At 67.1% G+C, this 17,655-nt stretch carries 14 protein-coding genes; 4 read left to right on the top strand and 10 right to left on the bottom strand.

The genetic code is table 11. The features are described from left to right. The first annotated feature begins 147 nt into the window (after positions 1 to 147). The 4 genes from CAL12_RS08675 to CAL12_RS08660 all read left to right on the top strand — a co-directional run bounded on the left by CAL12_RS08675 (position 148) and on the right by CAL12_RS08660 (position 4,409). On the top strand, positions 148 to 1,824 hold the full coding sequence (locus CAL12_RS08675; protein ID WP_086064123.1) for an acyl-CoA synthetase: 1,677 nt from the start codon (positions 148 to 150) through the stop codon (positions 1,822 to 1,824). Between the two features lie 14 nt (positions 1,825 to 1,838). Further along, positions 1,839 to 2,360 carry a gamma carbonic anhydrase family protein gene (locus CAL12_RS08670; protein WP_086064122.1) on the top strand — a complete coding sequence of 174 codons (522 nt, stop codon included), beginning with the start codon at positions 1,839 to 1,841 and terminating at the stop codon, positions 2,358 to 2,360. Between the two features lie 59 nt (positions 2,361 to 2,419). Continuing rightward, positions 2,420 to 3,340, top strand: coding sequence for an Hsp33 family molecular chaperone HslO (gene hslO / locus CAL12_RS08665; RefSeq protein WP_086064121.1), 921 nt, complete (start codon positions 2,420 to 2,422; stop codon positions 3,338 to 3,340). A gap of 76 nt (positions 3,341 to 3,416) precedes the next feature. Beyond that, positions 3,417 to 4,409 (top strand): TadE/TadG family type IV pilus assembly protein, encoded by a 993-nt coding sequence (locus CAL12_RS08660; RefSeq protein WP_086064120.1) that lies wholly within the window; start codon positions 3,417 to 3,419, stop codon positions 4,407 to 4,409. A gap of 16 nt (positions 4,410 to 4,425) precedes the next feature. Here the strand turns inward: CAL12_RS08660 and ftsB are convergent, their stop codons facing one another. The 10 genes from ftsB to CAL12_RS08610 all read right to left on the bottom strand — a co-directional run bounded on the left by ftsB (position 4,426) and on the right by CAL12_RS08610 (position 17,634). Next, complete coding sequence (ftsB, locus tag CAL12_RS08655; RefSeq protein WP_086064119.1) at positions 4,426 to 4,908, bottom strand: cell division protein FtsB; 483 nt, start codon at positions 4,906 to 4,908, stop codon at positions 4,426 to 4,428. Between the two features lie 66 nt (positions 4,909 to 4,974). Continuing rightward, complete coding sequence (gene eno, locus CAL12_RS08650; RefSeq protein ID WP_086064118.1) at positions 4,975 to 6,261, bottom strand: phosphopyruvate hydratase; 1,287 nt, start codon at positions 6,259 to 6,261, stop codon at positions 4,975 to 4,977. 144 nt (positions 6,262 to 6,405) lie between these two features. After that, complete coding sequence (locus CAL12_RS08645; protein ID WP_086064117.1) at positions 6,406 to 8,061, bottom strand: CTP synthase; 1,656 nt, start codon at positions 8,059 to 8,061, stop codon at positions 6,406 to 6,408. Positions 8,062 to 8,193: 132 nt separating this feature from the next. Next, positions 8,194 to 10,011: an aminopeptidase P family protein gene (locus CAL12_RS08640; RefSeq protein ID WP_086064116.1), complete on the bottom strand. Its 1,818-nt coding sequence runs from the start codon at positions 10,009 to 10,011 to the stop codon at positions 8,194 to 8,196. 19 nt (positions 10,012 to 10,030) lie between these two features. Further along, positions 10,031 to 10,849, bottom strand: a complete 819-nt coding sequence (locus tag CAL12_RS08635; protein WP_086064115.1) for a M55 family metallopeptidase — start codon at positions 10,847 to 10,849, stop codon at positions 10,031 to 10,033. A 40-nt stretch (positions 10,850 to 10,889) separates the two neighbouring features. Continuing rightward, positions 10,890 to 12,035 carry a DmpA family aminopeptidase gene (locus tag CAL12_RS08630; RefSeq protein ID WP_232464745.1) on the bottom strand — a complete coding sequence of 382 codons (1,146 nt, stop codon included), beginning with the start codon at positions 12,033 to 12,035 and terminating at the stop codon, positions 10,890 to 10,892. A gap of 15 nt (positions 12,036 to 12,050) precedes the next feature. Continuing rightward, the gene (gsiD, locus tag CAL12_RS08625; RefSeq protein ID WP_086067757.1) at positions 12,051 to 12,968 is read right to left on the bottom strand and encodes a glutathione ABC transporter permease GsiD; all 918 of its coding nucleotides are present in this window, start codon (positions 12,966 to 12,968) and stop codon (positions 12,051 to 12,053) included. 19 nt (positions 12,969 to 12,987) lie between these two features. Beyond that, positions 12,988 to 13,908, bottom strand: a complete 921-nt coding sequence (gene gsiC, locus CAL12_RS08620; protein WP_086064113.1) for a glutathione ABC transporter permease GsiC — start codon at positions 13,906 to 13,908, stop codon at positions 12,988 to 12,990. Positions 13,909 to 14,034: 126 nt separating this feature from the next. Beyond that, positions 14,035 to 15,594, bottom strand: a complete 1,560-nt coding sequence (gene gsiB / locus CAL12_RS08615) for a glutathione ABC transporter substrate-binding protein GsiB (protein ID WP_086064112.1) — start codon at positions 15,592 to 15,594, stop codon at positions 14,035 to 14,037. A gap of 93 nt (positions 15,595 to 15,687) precedes the next feature. Beyond that, complete coding sequence (locus CAL12_RS08610) at positions 15,688 to 17,634, bottom strand: dipeptide ABC transporter ATP-binding protein (RefSeq protein WP_420042763.1); 1,947 nt, start codon at positions 17,632 to 17,634, stop codon at positions 15,688 to 15,690. Positions 17,635 to 17,655 lie beyond the last annotated feature (21 nt).

Here is a 17,655-nt window from a genome sequence, read left to right as displayed (position 1 = left end):
CAACATCGGTAATAACCCTAGGCCTGGCGGGCCGCTGCACGCGAAAGTTGCGGATCGTGGCCCTCTAGGTCATGCTTGCGCTTGGGGCAATCCGGCCCCAAAAGCACTGCCGACGAGTCCCATCGTGTAACCGCTCACAACAGGGCCATGAACGATCAATACCAGGCGCTCTACGACTCTTTCCGCTGGCTAGTACCCACGCAGTTCAACATCGCCGAGGTGTGCTGCCATCGTTGGGCCGAAAGCGGTCTCGACGCACGCCGCATCGCCATCTATTACGAAGACGAAGCGGGCAACAGGGAAGTCTGGACCTACGGCCGCCTGGCGGAAGCGGCGAACCAGTTGGCGAACGGCCTGGTGCGCATGGGAGTGGGCAAGGGCGACCGGGTAGCTGTTGTTTTGGGACAACGACCGGAGACCGCGGTGGTGCACATGGCCACCTACAGCGTCGGCGCGGTCATCGTCCCCTTATCCGGATTGTTCGGTCCCGAAGCGCTGGAATCGCGCCTGCGCGACTCGGAAGCGCGCGTCGCGGTGGTGGACGCGGCGTCCAGCGCCAACCTGCTTTCCATCGCGGAACAGTGCCCTGCCCTGCACCAGATCATCGGCATCGGCTTCGCCGACGAGCGCGTGCTGCCGTGGCGCAGCCTGCTGGCGCGCCAGCCCGCCGAGTTCAAGCGTGTCTCCACGCTGGCCACCGACCCCGCGATCCTGCTTTACACGTCCGGCACCACGGGCGCACCCAAGGGGGCGCTGCTGCCCCATTCCGCCCTGATCGGCAACCTGCCGGGTTTCGTGGCGTCGCAGGACTGGTTTCCCAAGCTGGGGGATGTGTTCTGGTCGCCGGCCGACTGGGCCTGGACCGGCGGCATGATGGACGCGCTGCTGCCCACCCTGTATTTCGGCCATCCCATCGTCGGCACGCGCGGACGATTCTCCCCCGAGCGCGCGTTCGAATTGCTGGAACGCTACCAGGTCACGAACACCTTCCTGTTCCCCACCGCGCTGAAAGCGATGATGAAGGCGGTGCCGGCGCCGCGCGAACGCTACAAGCTGGTGCTGCGGGCCATCATGAGCGCCGGCGAATCCGTGGGCGAGACCGTATTCGGCTGGTGCCGGTCGGCGCTGGGTATCACGCCGAACGAAATGTTCGGCCAGACTGAAATGAACTATCTGGTGGGCAACAGCCAGGCGCGCTGGCCCGCCAAGCCGGGCAGCATGGGCCGGCCCTATCCGGGACACCGCGTCGCGGTCATCGACGACCAGGGCCAGGAGGCCAAGACGGGCGAAATCGGCGAAGTGGCGCTGAACCGGTACGACATCCACGGCCATCCCGACCCCATCCTGTTCCTGCAGTACTGGCGTAACCCGACCGCCACCGCCGCGAAATTCAGCGGCGACTGGTGCCGCACCGGCGACCTGGCCCGCATGGACGAAGACGGCTACCTCTGGTACGCGGGACGCAGCGACGACGTCTTCAAATCGGCGGGCTATCGCATCGGGCCAGGGGAAATCGAAAGCTGCCTGCTGGGCCACCCGGCCGTGGCCAACGCGGCCGTGGTTCCCAAACCGGATGCGGAGCGCGGCGCGCTGGTCAAGGCCTATGTCGTGCTGACCCCGGAGTACGCCGGCCAGGCTCGCGACGGCATCGTCCAGGCCCTGCAGGACCACGTGCGCGAACGGCTGGCGCCATATGAATATCCCAAGGAAATCGAGTTTCTCGACGAACTGCCCATGACCACCACCGGCAAGGTGCAGCGACGGGTACTGCGTCAACTCGAAGAGGAAAAAGCGGAAAAGGCGCGCGGCGACCAGCCCGCCTGACGCAGGAGACCGCCATGGCCATCTACGAACTCGAAGGCGTCGCGCCGCGCGTCGACGCCAGCGCCTATATTGCCGACAGCGCGGACATCATCGGCGACGTCACGCTGGAAGCGGACGTCAGCATCTGGCCGCAGGTGACGATACGGGGCGACAACGCGCCCATCGTCATCCGCCGGGGCAGCAACATCCAGGAATCGTCGGTCCTGCACGTCGACAAGGGCCTGGGGCTGATCGTCGAAGAGCGCGTGACGGTGGGACACCAGGCCATGCTGCATGGCTGCACCATACGCGCCGGCGCGTTGGTCGGGATACAGGCCATCGTGTTGAATGAAGCGGTGGTGGGCCGCAATTGCCTGATCGGCGCCGGCGCCATCATCCCCGAAGGCCGCGTGATCCCGGACAACAGCCTGGTCATCGGGATCGGCAAGGTGGTGCGGGAACTGACGCAGGAAGAAATCGAGCGCATGCACCTGAACACCCAGGGCTATATCGAGCGCGGCCGCCAATACAAACGCACGCTGAAGCGCATCGGCTGAGCAGCGCGATCCGGCCGCCGCGCGGCCTGCCCGGAGGCGGTATCGGCTAACATTCCAGGATGACCGATCTCCTGAAGAAATATCTTTTCGAGGACCGTACCGTTCGCATCCAGGCGGTACGTCTGCACGACACCTGGCGCGCCGCACAGGTCAATCACGACTACCCACCCGCCATCAAGCGCCTGCTGGGCGAATTGATCGCCGCGTCCACGCTGCTGGCGGCCAACCTGAAGTTCGAAGGTTCGCTGGTGATACAGGTGCAGGGCGACGGGCCGATCGCCCTGCTGGTGGTGGAGTGCCGCGCCGACCTGAGCCTGCGCGCGACCGTCAAGCTGCGCCAGGAACAGGTGGTGCCGGACACCGGCACGATGCAGAGCCTGATGAATCCGGGCGGCAATGGCCGCTTCATCGTGGTGCTGGATCCGCAGCGCAAGGCGCCGGGACAGCAGCCCTACCAGGGTATCGTGCCCATCGTGGGCGATACCGTCGCCGACGCCCTCAGCCACTATATGCAGCAGTCGGAACAGCTGGAAACGCGCTTGTGGCTGGCCGCCGACGACTATCATGCGGCGGGCATGCTGCTGCAGCGCCTGCCCGGGCAGGGCGGGGTCGCACAGACGCCGGAGGCGGCCGAGGAAAGCTGGAATCGCGCCGTTCACCTGACGGAGACGCTGAAGTCGGACGAGTTGCTGGCCACCGACATCGATACCTTGATCCATCGGCTGTACTGGGATGAAACCCTGCTGACCTTCGAGCCGTCCGGGGTGCGCTGGCATTGCCCCTGCAACCGGACCAAGGTCGCCGATATGCTGCGCATGCTGGGCCGCGCGGAAATCGAGAGCATCCTGGCCGAACGCGGGGATGTGGAAGTCGCCTGCGATTTCTGCGGCAAGCCGTACTTGTTCGACGCGGTGGATTGCGCCGGCTTGTTCACCGACTCGCAGGCGCTGCCGGGACAGGATCCGCCCACGGTGCACTGAGCGCTCGGGTGCGCCGCGCGCGTCACACGTACATGTCGCAATCGACGCGCGCTGGCCGGCGCGGCAGACTTGCGCCATGCATCCCCCGATCTCGCGCGCGGCGGCCCGCCAGCGCGGCGCGGCCATCGCGGCCTTTACCGTGAGCGCGCTGCCGCTGATGTTCTGCGGCCTGCTCGTGGTCGAGGCCGCCCGCTGGCACATGACGCGGCAGATGCTCGACCTGGCGCTGCTGGAAGCGGCGCGCGCCGGTGCGACGCGGCATGCACGGCCGGCCACCATCGAGCAGGCGTTCGAAACCGCCCTGCTGCCCCTGTTCCATCCGCCCGGACGGCATCGCGATCCGCGCGCCCGCATGCGCGCGAGCTTCCTGCACGTCGCGCAGCAGACCGGCGCCCCGGCCTGGCGTATCGACGTCATTTCGCCCACCGTCGGCGCCTACACGGATTTCGGCGATCGGTCGCTGCGCATCCCCGCCGCGCGTGGGCTGCCGGCCATACGCAATGACTACCAGGCGGAACAGCACCTGCGCCGCCGGCGCATGGGCTGGCCGGGCGGACGCGGGCCGCGCTCGGGGCAAACGGTGTTCGAAGCAAACATGCTGCGGCTGCGGCTGGCCTATGCGCACGCGCCGTGGGTGCCCGGGGTGCGGGCGCTGTTGCGGCGGCTGGCGGTTATCCGGGGCAGCGGCGATCCCGCGGCGCGAGCCGGCATGCTGGTGATGCAGATGGAAATGGCCTTGCCCATGCAGTCGCATCCCGTGCTCTGGCACGGGAGCGTGCCTGGCGTGGGCCGAGCGGTGGGAACGATGGAAGCGGTGGAAACGGTCGGAGCGGCCGCAGCGGTCGGAGCGGACCGGACAGTCGACGGCGGTCGGGCGCATGAGGGCCGGGATGCGCCAGTACGCCGTCCCCGGCCCTGGCGGGACGAGGTGGACATCGGTGTGCTTGGACGGCGGGAAACGGGGTCTGGGCCGTTGTCCCCGGACGGGAACGGCGAACCGCTCGATGACCCGGCTTGCGGGGTTCTACTGTGCTGTGCGCCCGCGGGCGATGGCGGCGGACCGGCCTGACACGGCCGTGGCAGGCCTAGCGGCGGGTGCCCTGGGCGGCATTGGCATTCGCGTTGGCGTTGGCGTTGCTGCCCGTATTGCCACGATTGGTGGCTGAAGCGCCGGCGGCACGGTTGGCGGGTGAGGCGCCGACCGCGCGGTTGGCGGCCCCCGCGGCTGGCACGGTCCGCTGGAGATTGCCCGCCTCGGCGGATTGCGGCGCTTGCGCGGCCGCGGCGGGTGAGCTGCCGGCTGGCACGATCTGCACGAAGACCTCGCCGTCCTTCATCATGCCCAGTTCGCTGCGCGCCCGTTCCTCCAGCGCGCCCGTGCCCGTCTGCAGGTCGCGCACTTCCGCGTCCAGGGCGGCGTTGCGGGCGCGCATCCCTTCGTTGACGGCGCGCTGCGCGGCCACCTGTTTCTGCAGGTCCCAAACCTTGAACCAGCCACCCTTGCCCAGCCACAACGGGTACTGGATCAGGCAGACCAGGGCCAGTAGAACCAGGAACAACAGGCGCATGCGGTATCCGAACAGGGTTGAACGGCGGCGGCCCCGTCAGGGCCAGCCGCCGGACGCGCGACCAGGTCAGCGCAGGTTGTAGAAGGCTTCCAGGCCGGGATAGGAAGCGACTTCGGCCAGTTCTTCCTCGATACGGAGCAGCTGGTTGTACTTGGCCATGCGATCCGACCGCGACAGCGAACCGGTCTTGATCTGCATGGCGTTGGTCGCCACGGCGATATCGGCGATGGTGGAGTCTTCCGTTTCACCCGAACGATGCGAAACCACGGCGGTGTAGCCAGCGCGCTTGGCCATTTCGATGGCGGCGAAGGTTTCGGTCAGCGTGCCGATCTGGTTGATCTTGATCAGGATGGAATTGGCCACGCCCTTGGAAATGCCTTCCTTCAGGATGCGCGTATTGGTGACGAACAGATCGTCGCCGACCAGTTGCACCTTCTTGCCCAGCTGGTCGGTCAGCAGCTTCCAGCCTTCCCAATCGTTTTCGGCCATGCCGTCTTCGATGGAAATGATGGGGTACTTGTCGCACCACGTGGCCAGCAGATTCGTGAATTCCTGCGAGCTGAGCGAAATGCCGCCTTCGCCTTCCAGCACGTACTTGCCGTTCTTGAAGAATTCCGAGCTGGCGCAATCCAGGCCCAGCGCGATCTGCGTGCCGGGCTCGTAGCCGGCTTCGCCGATGGCTTTCAGGATCAGCTGGATGGCGGCCTCGTGATTGGCCACGTTGGGCGCGAACCCCCCTTCGTCGCCCACGGCGGTGGACATGCCTTGCGCATTGATCAGCTTCTTGAGCGCGTGGAAGACTTCCGCGCCCCAGCGCAGCGCTTCGCGGAAGCTGGCCGCGCCCACCGGCAGGATCATGAATTCCTGCAGGTCCAGCGTGTTGTTGGCGTGCGCGCCGCCGTTGATGACGTTCATCATGGGCACCGGCATGCTCATGGGGCCGCTGCCGCCGAAATAGCGGTACAGCGACAGACCCGATTCGTCGGCGGCGGCGCGCGCCACCGCCATGCTGGCGGCCAGGATGGCATTGGCGCCCAGGCGTTCCTTGGCATCGGTGCCGTCCAGTTCGATCAGGGTGCGGTCGACGAAGGTCTGTTCCTGCGCGTCCAGGCCCATCAGCGCTTCGGAGATTTCGGTGTTCAGGTTTTCTACCGCGCGCAGCACGCCCTTGCCCAGATAGCGGCCTTTGTCGCCGTCACGCAGCTCGATGGCTTCGCGCGCGCCGGTGGAGGCGCCCGACGGCACCGCGGCCCGGCCCATGGCGCCCGATTCCAGCAGTACATCGCATTCCACGGTGGGATTGCCGCGCGAATCCAGGATTTCGCGGCCGATGATGTCGACGATTGCACTCATGATGGTCTTCCCTAGGTCGTTGAGATCGTTGAAAACTGTACGCCGCGGCGCCGGACCAGCCGGCGCCGCATGGAATCAAACGGCCATGGCGCCGTGGCGCTCACGGGGCGTCCGCGGGTGCGTGCGAACGCGCCAGCCGCCCGTTCACGCGGCGTCCGCCGCGAGGCGTTGCTGCCTGTCGATGGCGGCCTGGATATAGCTGGAGAACAGCGGGTGCCCATCGCGCGGCGTCGACGTGAATTCGGGGTGGAACTGCACGCCCACGAACCACGGGTGCGCCGGCAGCTCCATCATTTCCGGCAGGTTCTCGGTGGGCGTACGCGCGCTGATCACCATGCCGGCGTCTTCCAGACGGGGCACGTAGACGTTGTTCACTTCGTAGCGGTGGCGGTGCCGTTCATTGACTTCCGGCCCGTAGATCCGCGCGGCGAGCGTGCCGGGCTTGACCGGGCAGCGCTGCGCGCCCTTGCGCATGGTGCCGCCCAGGTCGGAATTGGCGTCACGCTTTTCCACGCGGCCTTCGCGATCCATCCATTCCGTGATCAGGGCCACGACCGGGTGCGGGGCGGCGGGATCGAATTCCGTGCTGTTGGCGCCGCCCAGGCCGGCCACGTGGCGCGAGAACTCGATGACTGCCAACTGCATGCCCAGGCAGATGCCCAGGTAGGGCACGCCGTTTTCGCGCGCATAGCGGATGGCGGCGATCTTGCCTTCGGTGCCGCGCTTGCCGAAGCCGCCGGGCACCAGGATGGCGTCCAGGTGCTTGAGGCTGTCCGTGCCGTGCGCTTCCAGGTCTTCCGAGTCGATGTATTCGATCTTGACGCGCGAACGGGTATGGATGCCGGCGTGGACCAGCGCTTCGGTCAGCGACTTGTACGACTCCGTCAGGTCGACATACTTGCCGACCATGCCGATCGTGACTTCGTGCACCGGATGTTCCAGGGCTTCGACCAGGTCGTCCCACATGGACAGGTCGGCCGGCGGCGGCGTCAGTCCCAGGGCGTCGCACACCAGGTTGTCCAGGCCCTGCTTGTGCAGCATGGCGGGAATCTTGTAGATCGAATCCGCGTCCCAGACCGAAATGACGGCGTCCAGCGGCACGTTGGAAAACAGTGAAATCTTGGCGCGTTCGTCTTCGGGGATGGGACGATCCGCCCGGCACAGCAGCGCATGCGGATAGATACCGATTTCGCGCAGTTTCTGCACGGAGTGCTGCGTGGGCTTGGTCTTCAGTTCGCCCGCCGACGCGATGAACGGCACCAGGGTCAGATGGATGAAGGCCGCGTTGTTGCGGCCCATGCGCAGGCTCATCTGCCGCGCGGCTTCCAGGAAAGGCAGGGACTCGATGTCGCCGACCGTGCCGCCGATTTCGACGATGGCCACATCGGTGTTGCCATCCCAGCCGGCTTCGGCCCCGCGGGCGATGAAGTCCTGGATTTCATTGGTGATGTGCGGGATGACCTGCACCGTCTTGCCCAGGTAGTCGCCCCGGCGTTCCTTGCGCAGCACGGATTCGTAGATCTGGCCGGTGGTGAAATTGTTCACCTTGCGCATGCGCGTGGAAATGAAGCGCTCGTAGTGGCCCAGGTCCAGGTCGGTTTCCGCGCCGTCTTCCGTGACGAAAACCTCGCCATGCTGGAAGGGGCTCATGGTGCCGGGATCGACGTTGATGTACGGGTCGAGCTTGAGCAGGGTGACTTGCAGACCGCGCGATTCGAGGATCGCGCCAAGGGACGCGGCGGCGATGCCTTTCCCCAGGGAAGACACTACGCCACCGGTGACAAATACGTATTTGGTCATCGTGAAGAGCGCCCGGGCGGCCGGGCGCGTGCGGGAAATTTGGATTATAGCCGGGCCGTCGGCGAATCCTGGTATTTCCCATGGCGTCGCGAAGTAACAACGGCGGCCGCCCGCGTGGCCCCTCGGGCCAGCCTACTCCGCCGCGGCCAGCGCCCGCGTGCGCGCCAGCAGCCAATCCCGGGCGGCGCCATCGACGTGCGGCAGCAGGCGCTCGCGTACCTGGGCGTGATAGCCATCCAGCCAGGCGATCTCGTCCGGCCGCAGCATGTCCTCCAGGATGCACGTCGTATCGATGGGGCACAGCGTCAGCGTCTCGAAAGCCAGGAATTCGCCCAGCTCCGTGGTCTGCGCGGGCCGGTTGCAGACCAGGTTCTCGATCCGGACCCCCCAGCGTCCCGGCCGGTAGATGCCGGGTTCGTTGGACGTGATCATGCCGGGCTCCATGGCGGTATGGGGGGTGGCCTGGGCGCGGTGCGCGATCACCTGCGGCCCTTCGTGCACGTTCATGAAGTAGCCCACGCCATGGCCGGTGCCATGGCCGTATTCCGCGCCACCTTCCCAGATGGGCGCGCGCGCGATGGCGTCCAGCATCGGCGACAGCACGCCGCGCGGAAAACGGGCGCGCGACAGCGCGATCATGCCTTTCAGCACCAGGGTGAAATCGCGCTTCTGCTCGGCCGTGGGTCGCCCGACGCCGACGACCCGCGTGATGTCCGTGGTGCCGCCTTCGTACTGGCCGCCCGAATCGATCAGCAGCAGACCGTCGCCTTCGATGGCGGCGTGCGACTCCGGGGTGGCGCGGTAATGCGGCATGGCGCCGTTGGCGTTGTAGGCCGCGATGGTGCCGAAGCTGAGCGAGACGAATCCGGGGCGGCGCCGACGGGCGGCGCTCAGCTTTTCGTCTATGGTCAGCTCGGTGATCGCCTCGCGCCCCACCGCGGCGTCGAACCAGGCGAAGAATTCGCACAGCGCGGCGCCGTCCTGCTCCATGACCGCGCGCACATGGGCCAGTTCGTCATCGGTCTTGCGGGATTTGGCCAGGGTGCTCGGGTTGATGGCTTCCACGCGGCGCGCCGTGGCGGGCAGCGCCGCCAGCACGCCGACCGTGGTGCGCGCCGGATCCACCAGGACCGCCGCGTCCGCCGGCAGCCCGGCCAGGGCCTGTGTGTAGGCGTCGTAGGGGCGGACGGCGACGCCGTCGGCGCCCAGGCGTTGCGCCAGGGCCGCGTCGATCTTGCCGGCCGCGGTGTAGAGTTCGGCGCGGTCGGCCAGGACCAGCGCATGGCCGACGAAGACCGGGTTGTAGTCCACGTCGGCGCCGCGCAGGTTGAACAGCCACGCGACATCGTCCAGCGAGCTGATGAGGTGCGCCGTCGCTTCCTTGGCCCGCATGGCCGCGCGAAGTCGCGCAAGCTTGTCGGCGCGTGTCACGCAGGCATAGGGCGGCAGGTGCTCGCGCACCGGCGCCGCCGGCAATCCGGGGCGGTCCGGCCAGATGTCGGCCAGCAGGTCGTGGGAGATATCGAGGCGGCCGCCCGCGGCGCTCACCGCGTCGGCCAGCACCCGGTGCGCGGCCAGCGACAACACCTGGCCATCCGCGCCCACTACGGTTTGCCCGGCGGCGCCGCGCGCCTTGCAATGCGCCGCCAGCCATTCGGGGTGCGCCGGCACGGACGGATCGCCCAGCTTCATCAGGCTGACGCAGGTACCCGCCAGTTGCGCTTCCGCCTGCACCCAATAGCGGCTATCCACCCACAGGCCGGCGAAATCCGCCGTGACGACCAGGGTCCCCACCGAACCGGTGAAGCCGGACAGCCATTGCCGCCCCTGCCAGCGCGCCGGCAGGTATTCCGACAAGTGCGGGTCGGCGGAGGGGACGATGTAGGCGCTCAGGCCGCGCGCGGCCATGGCGTGGCGCAGCGCTGCGATACGGGTGTCGGTGTGCGGCATGGAAATCCTTGGGGCGCGGTCAGCGCAGCATGAATGACATGGCGGCCAGGCTGTTGAGCGTGCGTATGGCGGCCTGCATGCTGTCGGTCGTGAAGCGCAGCGTTACGCCGTCCACGCGCTCCAGCGCGGGCCAGGTGCAGAACAGATCGGCCAGCGCCGGGTTCTGGGTCTGCAGGACGCATTCTATAGGCGGCTCGATGCGCCAGGGCTTGAGGCCGCCGATATTGTCCATGGCCTGGCGCGCGGCTTCGCGGATGGCCGCGCGCGCGGCCGCCGGCGACAGCGACACGCCGCTGCCCTGCCCGCGCGCGATCTTGGTCTGCACCCAGACCGCGCCGGGAAACAGCTCGCGGGTTTCGCTGATGAAGGCATCGTCGCCGCTGGCCAGGGCGACCGGCACGCCCAGTTCGCCCGCCAGCGCGCCGTAAAGCCCGGCTTCGCCCAGCTCCATGCCGTTGATGCGGACCTTGGCGAAGGAAAAGCCGTTGATGGTGTGGGCGAGCACGCCACGGCCCTGGGCGCGCGAGTGGTAGCCGATCATGAAGACCGCGTCGCACGGCTCTTCCAGGCCGCCCATCATGCCCAGGTACCGCGGTTTGCCCAGCACCAGCCGGGCGCGTTCGTCGATGCCGTCGGGCAGCAGATTGCGGAAGCCACCGTGCGAGTCGTTGACCAGCACGTCATCGGCGCCGCCTTCGAAGGCGCCGGCGACCGCCGCGTTGGCCTCGCCCGTCATCCAGGCGCGGGCACGCTCGTATTCGCCATTGCCGGCGGTGACCTGCTGGGAATGGAAGACGCCGGCGACGCCCTCGATGTCGGTGGAAACGAGTATGCGCATGTAAGGCTTCCTGTAGGTCGATAGGTTGCGGGCCCGCCGCTCAGGGCCGGCCGTCCAGCCATTCCCGCCAGGCGGGAATCGCGTCGCGTATGGTCATCCTGGCGTGGCCGTCGCGGCCGGTGACGCCGTCCGCGCGCCACAGCGCGTGCAGGATGGCCTGCTCGATCGCTTCGGCGGCCGCCTCGAACAGTGGATCGATGCGGGTTTCGTGGAGCATGGCGATCGCCGGCATGCCGCGGTCCGCCTGGTGCGGCACGGTATACGCCGTGGAGAAAGCCAGCGCGATATCGCCGCTGCCGTGACCGAATACGGAACCCGTGCGGGCCAGGCCGGCACCGGCCCGCAGGGCCAGGCGGCGCAACTGGCGGGCGTCCAGCGGCGCGTCGGTGGCCAGCAGCAGGATGATGGAGCCCTTCTCGGCGCCTGTCGCACCGGCGCCGTCGGCAGGATCCGCCGTCGTGGCGTCATGCCCCGCCGCGGCGGCGCCGCCAGCCGCGCGGCCCTGTGCGCGATCGCGCTCCAGCCGCTGCCCGAAGGGACGGCCGGCGACCGTCAGCAAGGGCTGGCGGCCGAAGTTCGCCAGCACCAGCGCGCCCACCGTCCAGGACCGGCCATCCGCCGGACGCGTCATCCGCGATGCGCTGCCGATGCCGCCCTTGAAACCGAAGCAGGACATCCCCCGGCCCGCGCCGACGGCGCCCTGCGCGCAATCGACCGACGCGGCGCCGTGGGCGACCAGGTAGTCGGACTCGGACACGGCCATGGCCTGGATGTCGTTCAGATAACCGTCATTGCACTCGAACACCAGCGGGTTCACCGTCGGCCAGGCCCGGCCGATTTCCGGATTGGCGCCCACGGCCTGGCGGATCTGGGCGTTGGCCACGGTGCCGACGGAGAAGGTATTGGTCAGCGCGATGGGCGTTTCCAGCAGGCCGAGCTCTTCCACCTGCACCAGGCCGATGCTCTTGCCGAAGCCGTTCAGCACGGCCAGTCCCGCCGGCACCTTGTCCCGGTAGGGATCGCCGCCGTGCGGGCGCACGACCGTCACGCCGGTCTGGATGGCGTCGCGCGCCAGCGTGGCATGGCCCACCGTGACGCCGCCGACATCGCACAGCGTGTCCAGCGGTCCGGATGCCAGCATGCCGACGCGCGGGCAGGCGACGGCCGCGCCAGAACTCGTCCTCATACGAGTCGCCATGGCCTACCGCCGGTCGATCTTGGGATCCAAGGCGTCGCGCAGGCCGTCTCCCAGCAGGTTGAACGCCAGCACGGTCAGGAAGATGGCCAGCGCCGGGAACACGGCGATGTGCGGCGAAGTCACCATGTCCGCGCGCGCCTCGTTCAGCATCGCGCCCCACTCCGGCGTGGGCGGCTGCGCGCCCATGCCCAGGAAGGACAGGCTGGCCGCCGTAATGATGGAGGTGCCGATGCGCATGGTGCCGTAGACGACGATGGGCGATATCGTGCCGGGCAGGATGTGCCGCATGATGATGGTCCAGTCCGACGCACCGATACTGCGCACGGCTTCCACGTAGGTCATGTGCTTGATGGACAGCGTGTTGCCGCGCACCAGGCGGGCGAAGGCCGGCACGCTGAACACCGCCACCGCGACCACGACGTTGACCATGCTGGAGCCCAGGATGGCCACCACGCCGATCGCCAGCAGCATGCCGGGGAAGGCCAGCAGCACGTCCGACAGCCGCATGCTGACGCGCTCCCACCAGCCTTCGTAGTAGCCCGCCATCAGGCCCAGGAAAGTGCCCACGGCCGCGCCCAGCGCCACCGAGACGAAGCCGGTGACCAGCGAAATGCGCGCGCCCATCAGGATGCGGCTGAAGATGTCGCGGCCCAGCGCGTCCACGCCCAGCCAGTGCACCAGCGACGGACCGGCGTTCAGATTGTCGTAGTCGAAATAGTTCTCGGCGTCGAAGGGCACGATCCAGGGCGCCAGCGCGGCCACCACGACCAGCAGCAGCACGAAGATACCCGCACCCATCGCGAGGTGCTGCTTCTTGAACTTGCGCCAGAATTCCGTGAACGGCGTGCGCACGGCTTCCGCGCCGGCCGGCACGGCGGCGGTCGCGGCGCCGGCGGCGGCGGTGTTGTCGAGTTGCGACATGGGTTGCGTCATGGCCGCCTCACTTGTACCGGATGCTGGGGTTGATCACGCCGTACAGCACGTCCACCACCAGGTTGATCAGAATGAATTCCAGGGAAAACAGCAGCACCAGGCCCTGGATGACCGGATAGTCGCGCTGCGTCACGGCGTCGACCAGCAGCGCGCCGAGGCCGGGCCAGCTGAACACGGTCTCGACCACGATGGAGCCGCCCAGCAGGAAACCGAACTGCAGGCCCATCATGGTGACGACCGGGATCAGGGCGTTGCGCAGCGTGTGCTTGGCCACCACCACCGATTCGGCCAGGCCCTTGGCGCGCGCGGTGCGCACGAAGTCTTCCTGTATGACTTCGACGAAGGACGCGCGCGTGAAGCGCGCCATCACGGCCGCCACGGCCGCGCCCAGCGTGATGGAAGGCAGTATGTAGTGTTTCCAGCTGGACGCGCCTATGGTGGGCAACCAGCCCAGCTGCACCGAAAACACCTGCATCATCATCATCCCCAGCGCGAACGCGGGAAAGGAAATGCCCGACACGGCCAGCGTCATGCCCAGCCGGTCCGGCCAGCGGTTGCGCCACACGGCCGATGCGATGCCGATGACCATGCCGAACAACACGGACCAGACCATGCTGGTCATCGTGAGCAGCAGCGTCGGCATGAAGCGGTCGGCGATCTCGGTGCTGACCGGACGCTTGCTGCGCAGGGACACGCCCAGGTCGCCCTGCAGCATGTGGGTGAAATAGCGGACGAACTGTTGCGGCAGGGGCAGGTCCAGCCCGAGTTCCTGGCGCACCAGTTGCACTGTCTGTTCGTCGGCGTCCTGGCCCGCCGCCAGCCGCGCCGGGTCGCCGGGCAGCATGTGGACGAACATGAACACCACCGCGATGACCAGCAGCAGCGTGGGTATCATGCCCAGAAGGCGCTTGACGATGTAGGTAAGCATAAGGAATTCCTGCGCGCGGATGCCAGGCATCCGCGCGGTGGTTTACTGCACTGCCTTTATTGCACTGCCTTTATTGCACTGCCTTTATTGCACTGCCTTTATTGCACTGCTTTTATTGCACTGCTTTTATTGCTTCAGATCGACGTCGCCATACCAGAAGCTGGTATCGGGCATCACGTACACGCCGGTCAGGTTCTTCGACTTGACGTAGACATTGCCCTGGGTGACCAGGAAGGCCCACGGCGCATCGTTCCAGATAGTCTGCTGCGCGTCCTTGTACAAGGCGGTCTTCTCGTCCTTGTTGGTGGTGGTCAAGGCTTTCTTGATGTCATCGTCCACCTTGGCGTTCGAGTAGTAGGCCGTGTTGTTCAGCTGCGGCGGGAAGGCTTCGGTGGCCAGCAGCGGACGCAGGCCCCAGTCGGCTTCGCCGGTGGACGACGACCAGCCCGCGTAGTACATGCGGACCTTGGCGTCCGCGGGTTTCTGCACCTGCTGCACGCGCTGCACGCGCTGGCCGGATTCCAGCACTTCGACCGACACCTTGATGCCGACCTGGGCCAGCTGCTGCTGCAGGAACTGGACGATCTTCTGCGACGTACCGTCGTTATAGGCCGACCACAGCGTGCTTTCGAAACCGTTGGGATAGCCGGCTTCCTTCAGCAGTTCGCGCGCCTTCTTCGGATCGTAGGACCAGCCCTTCTTGTCGATCTGGTAGGCGTACTCGACACCCTGCGGGATCACGCCGGTCGATACGCTGGCGTAGCCGGCGTAGGCAACCTTGATCAGGGCTTCCTTGTTGATCGCGTAATTGATCGCCTGGCGCACCTTGGGATTGTCGAAGGGCTTCTGCTGCACGTTCATCGACACATAGCGGGCCATGATCGAGTTCTTGCGATCGACCACGTCGATCTTGTCGTTCTTGGTCAGCGAGGCGGCCTGCTCGTACGGCACCGGGAAGGCGAACTGCGCCTCACCGGTCTGCACCACGGCGGCGCGGGTGTTGTTGTCGGTGACCGTGCGGAAGGTCAGCGTATCCACCTTGGGATAGCCCTTGCGCCAGTAGCCGTCGAACTTCTTGACCTTCAGGTATTCGGCCGGTTTCCATTCGACGAACTCGAAGGGGCCGGTGCCCACGGGGTGGAAGCCGATGTCCTTGTTGCCCCACTTCTTCAGCGCGGCCGGCGAGATCATCATGGCGGCCGGGTGGGCCAGCGCGTTGATGAAGGCGGAGAACGGACGCTTCAGCGTGATGCGCACGGTGTACGGATCGACCACTTCGGTCTTCTCGACCTGGTTGAACTGCGTGTAGCGCGTCAGGCGGTTCTCAGGATTCGAGACGCGGTCGAAGTTCGCCTTGACGGCGTCCGCGGTGAAGTCCGTGCCGTCCTGGAACTTGACGCCCTGGCGCAGCTTGATCGTGTAGACCAGGCCGTCGGGGCTGACTTCGTAGCCGGTGGCGAGCAAGGGCTGGATCTTCAGGTCCTTGTCGAATTCGAACAGGCCTTCGTAGTACGCCTTGCCGGCGGCCTGGTTCAGGGTGCTGTTGGTGTTGTAGGGATCGAGCGTCTCCAGGGCGATGGAAACGGCAAAGGTCACATCCTTCGTCGCGTGCGCCAGGGGCGACGCGGCGACGCCGAAGGCCAGCGCCGCGGCGGCCATCAGACGGGTGGGGCGCAATGCTTTCATGTGATGCACTCCTGAGGGTGAAAGGAGAGTGGGTGGACTAAAACGAACGACAACGGAGGAAAACGATGCTGCTTGACGAGCGGCTGGACGGCCTCAATAACGGCCGCCCACGGCGTGCCGGGCCACATAGTGTCCCGGTCCGACATTCACCAGCGGCGCGACCACCGGCTCGTCGCCGGGCCTGCGGATCGGGCTGGGTATTTCTTCGGTCAGCAGCGCGCGCTTCAGATGGCGCCGCGCCGGATCGGCGATCGGTACGGCGGCCATCAGCTTCCTGGTGTACGCGTGCTGGGGGTTCTCGAAAATCGCCCGGCGCGGCCCGATCTCGACGATCTGGCCCAGGTACATGACCGCCACACGGTGGCTGATGCGTTCGACCACCGCCATATCGTGCGAGATGAACAGGAAGGCCACACCCAGGTCGCGCTGCAGGTCGATCAGCAGATTGACGATCTGCGCCTGGATGGATACGTCCAGAGCCGACACCGATTCGTCGGCGATCACCACCTTGGGATTCAGCGCCAGCGCGCGCGCGATGCAGACGCGCTGCCGCTGCCCACCGGAAAATTCATGCGGGTAGCGCTGCGCCATCGCCGCCGGCAGGCCGACGCGCTCCAGCAGTTCGGCCACGCGGCGTTCGGCTTCCTTGCCGCTGGCCACGCCGTGCACCAGCAGCGGCTCCATGATGGAAAAGCCGACCGTGACGCGCGGATCGAGCGACGCGAAGGGATCCTGGAACACGAACTGGATATCGCGGCGCAAGGCTTGCAGTTCCGCGCCCTTGAGCTTGCCGATGTCGCGGCCTTCCAGCTTGATGCTGCCGCCCTGGCTTTCGGTCAGGCGCAGCAGCGAGCGTCCGGTGGTGGATTTGCCGCAGCCGGATTCGCCGACCAGCGCCAGCGTTTCTCCCGGATAAAGATCGAAGCTGACCTTTTCCACCGCGTGCACGCGGCCGCGCACACGGCTCAGGATGCCGCCACGCAGATCGAAACGCGTGACCAGGTCGCGGACGCTGAGGATGGGTTCCCTGGCCGTCGCGTCGGCGGCCAGCGCGTCACCGTCCGCCGCGGCATCGGCCGCCGCATCCGCGGCCGCATCGGCGGCGGCGATCGGCGACCCGGCATCCATGCGCACCAGCTCGAAGCGCTCCGGCAGGTCGGTGCCGCGCATGGAACCCAGCCGGGGCACGGCCGACAGCAGGGCCTGGGTGTAGCGGTGTTTCGGCGCGCCGAAGATTTCGGTCGACGGCCCCTCTTCCACCTTGTCGCCGCGGTACATCACCAGCACCCGGTCGGCGACCTCCGCCACCACGCCCATGTCGTGCGTGATGAACACCACGCCCATATGCATCTCTTCCTGCAGCGCGCGGATCAGCTGCAGGATCTGCGCCTGGATGGTCACGTCCAGTGCGGTCGTCGGTTCATCGGCGATGAGCAGCGCCGGCTTGCACGCCAGCGCCATCGCGATCATCACCCGCTGGCGCATGCCGCCCGACAACTGGTGCGGATAGCGATCCATGATCGAACGCGCTTCCGGAATACGAACCTGTTCCAGCATGCGCAGCGCTTCGGCGCGCGAGGCGGCGCGATCCTTGCCCTGGTGCAGGCGGATCGATTCCGCGATCTGGTCGCCAGCGGTGAAGACCGGATTCAGCGACGTCATCGGTTCCTGGAAAATCATCGCCATGTCGGCGCCGCGCACGCCGCGCATCTCGCGCTGGCTGGCGCCCGCCAGTTCGATGACCTGGCCCGCGCGGCGCCGCAGCAGGATGCTGCCCTGGGCGATGCGACCGCCGCCGTGCTCCACCAGGCGCATCAGCGCCAGCGAGGTCACCGACTTGCCCGACCCCGACTCGCCCACGATGGCCAGGGTTTCGCCCCGGTCGACATGGAAGGACAGGTCGCGCACGGCTTCGACGGTACGCTCCGCGGTCGCGAACCGCACGGTCAGGTCCCGCACCTGCACCACGCGGTTTTCCGGCATTGCCGGCCGATCGTCGCGGCGGGTCGTCGCCCGCGCGTCCATCATGCTGTCGGCCATATTCATCCCCTGAAACTCACT

The sequence above is a fragment of the Bordetella genomosp. 8 genome, from assembly GCF_002119685.1.
GTDB lineage: Bacteria > Pseudomonadota > Gammaproteobacteria > Burkholderiales > Burkholderiaceae_B > Bordetella_C.
This window is presented reverse-complemented; position numbering and strand designations above follow the sequence as displayed.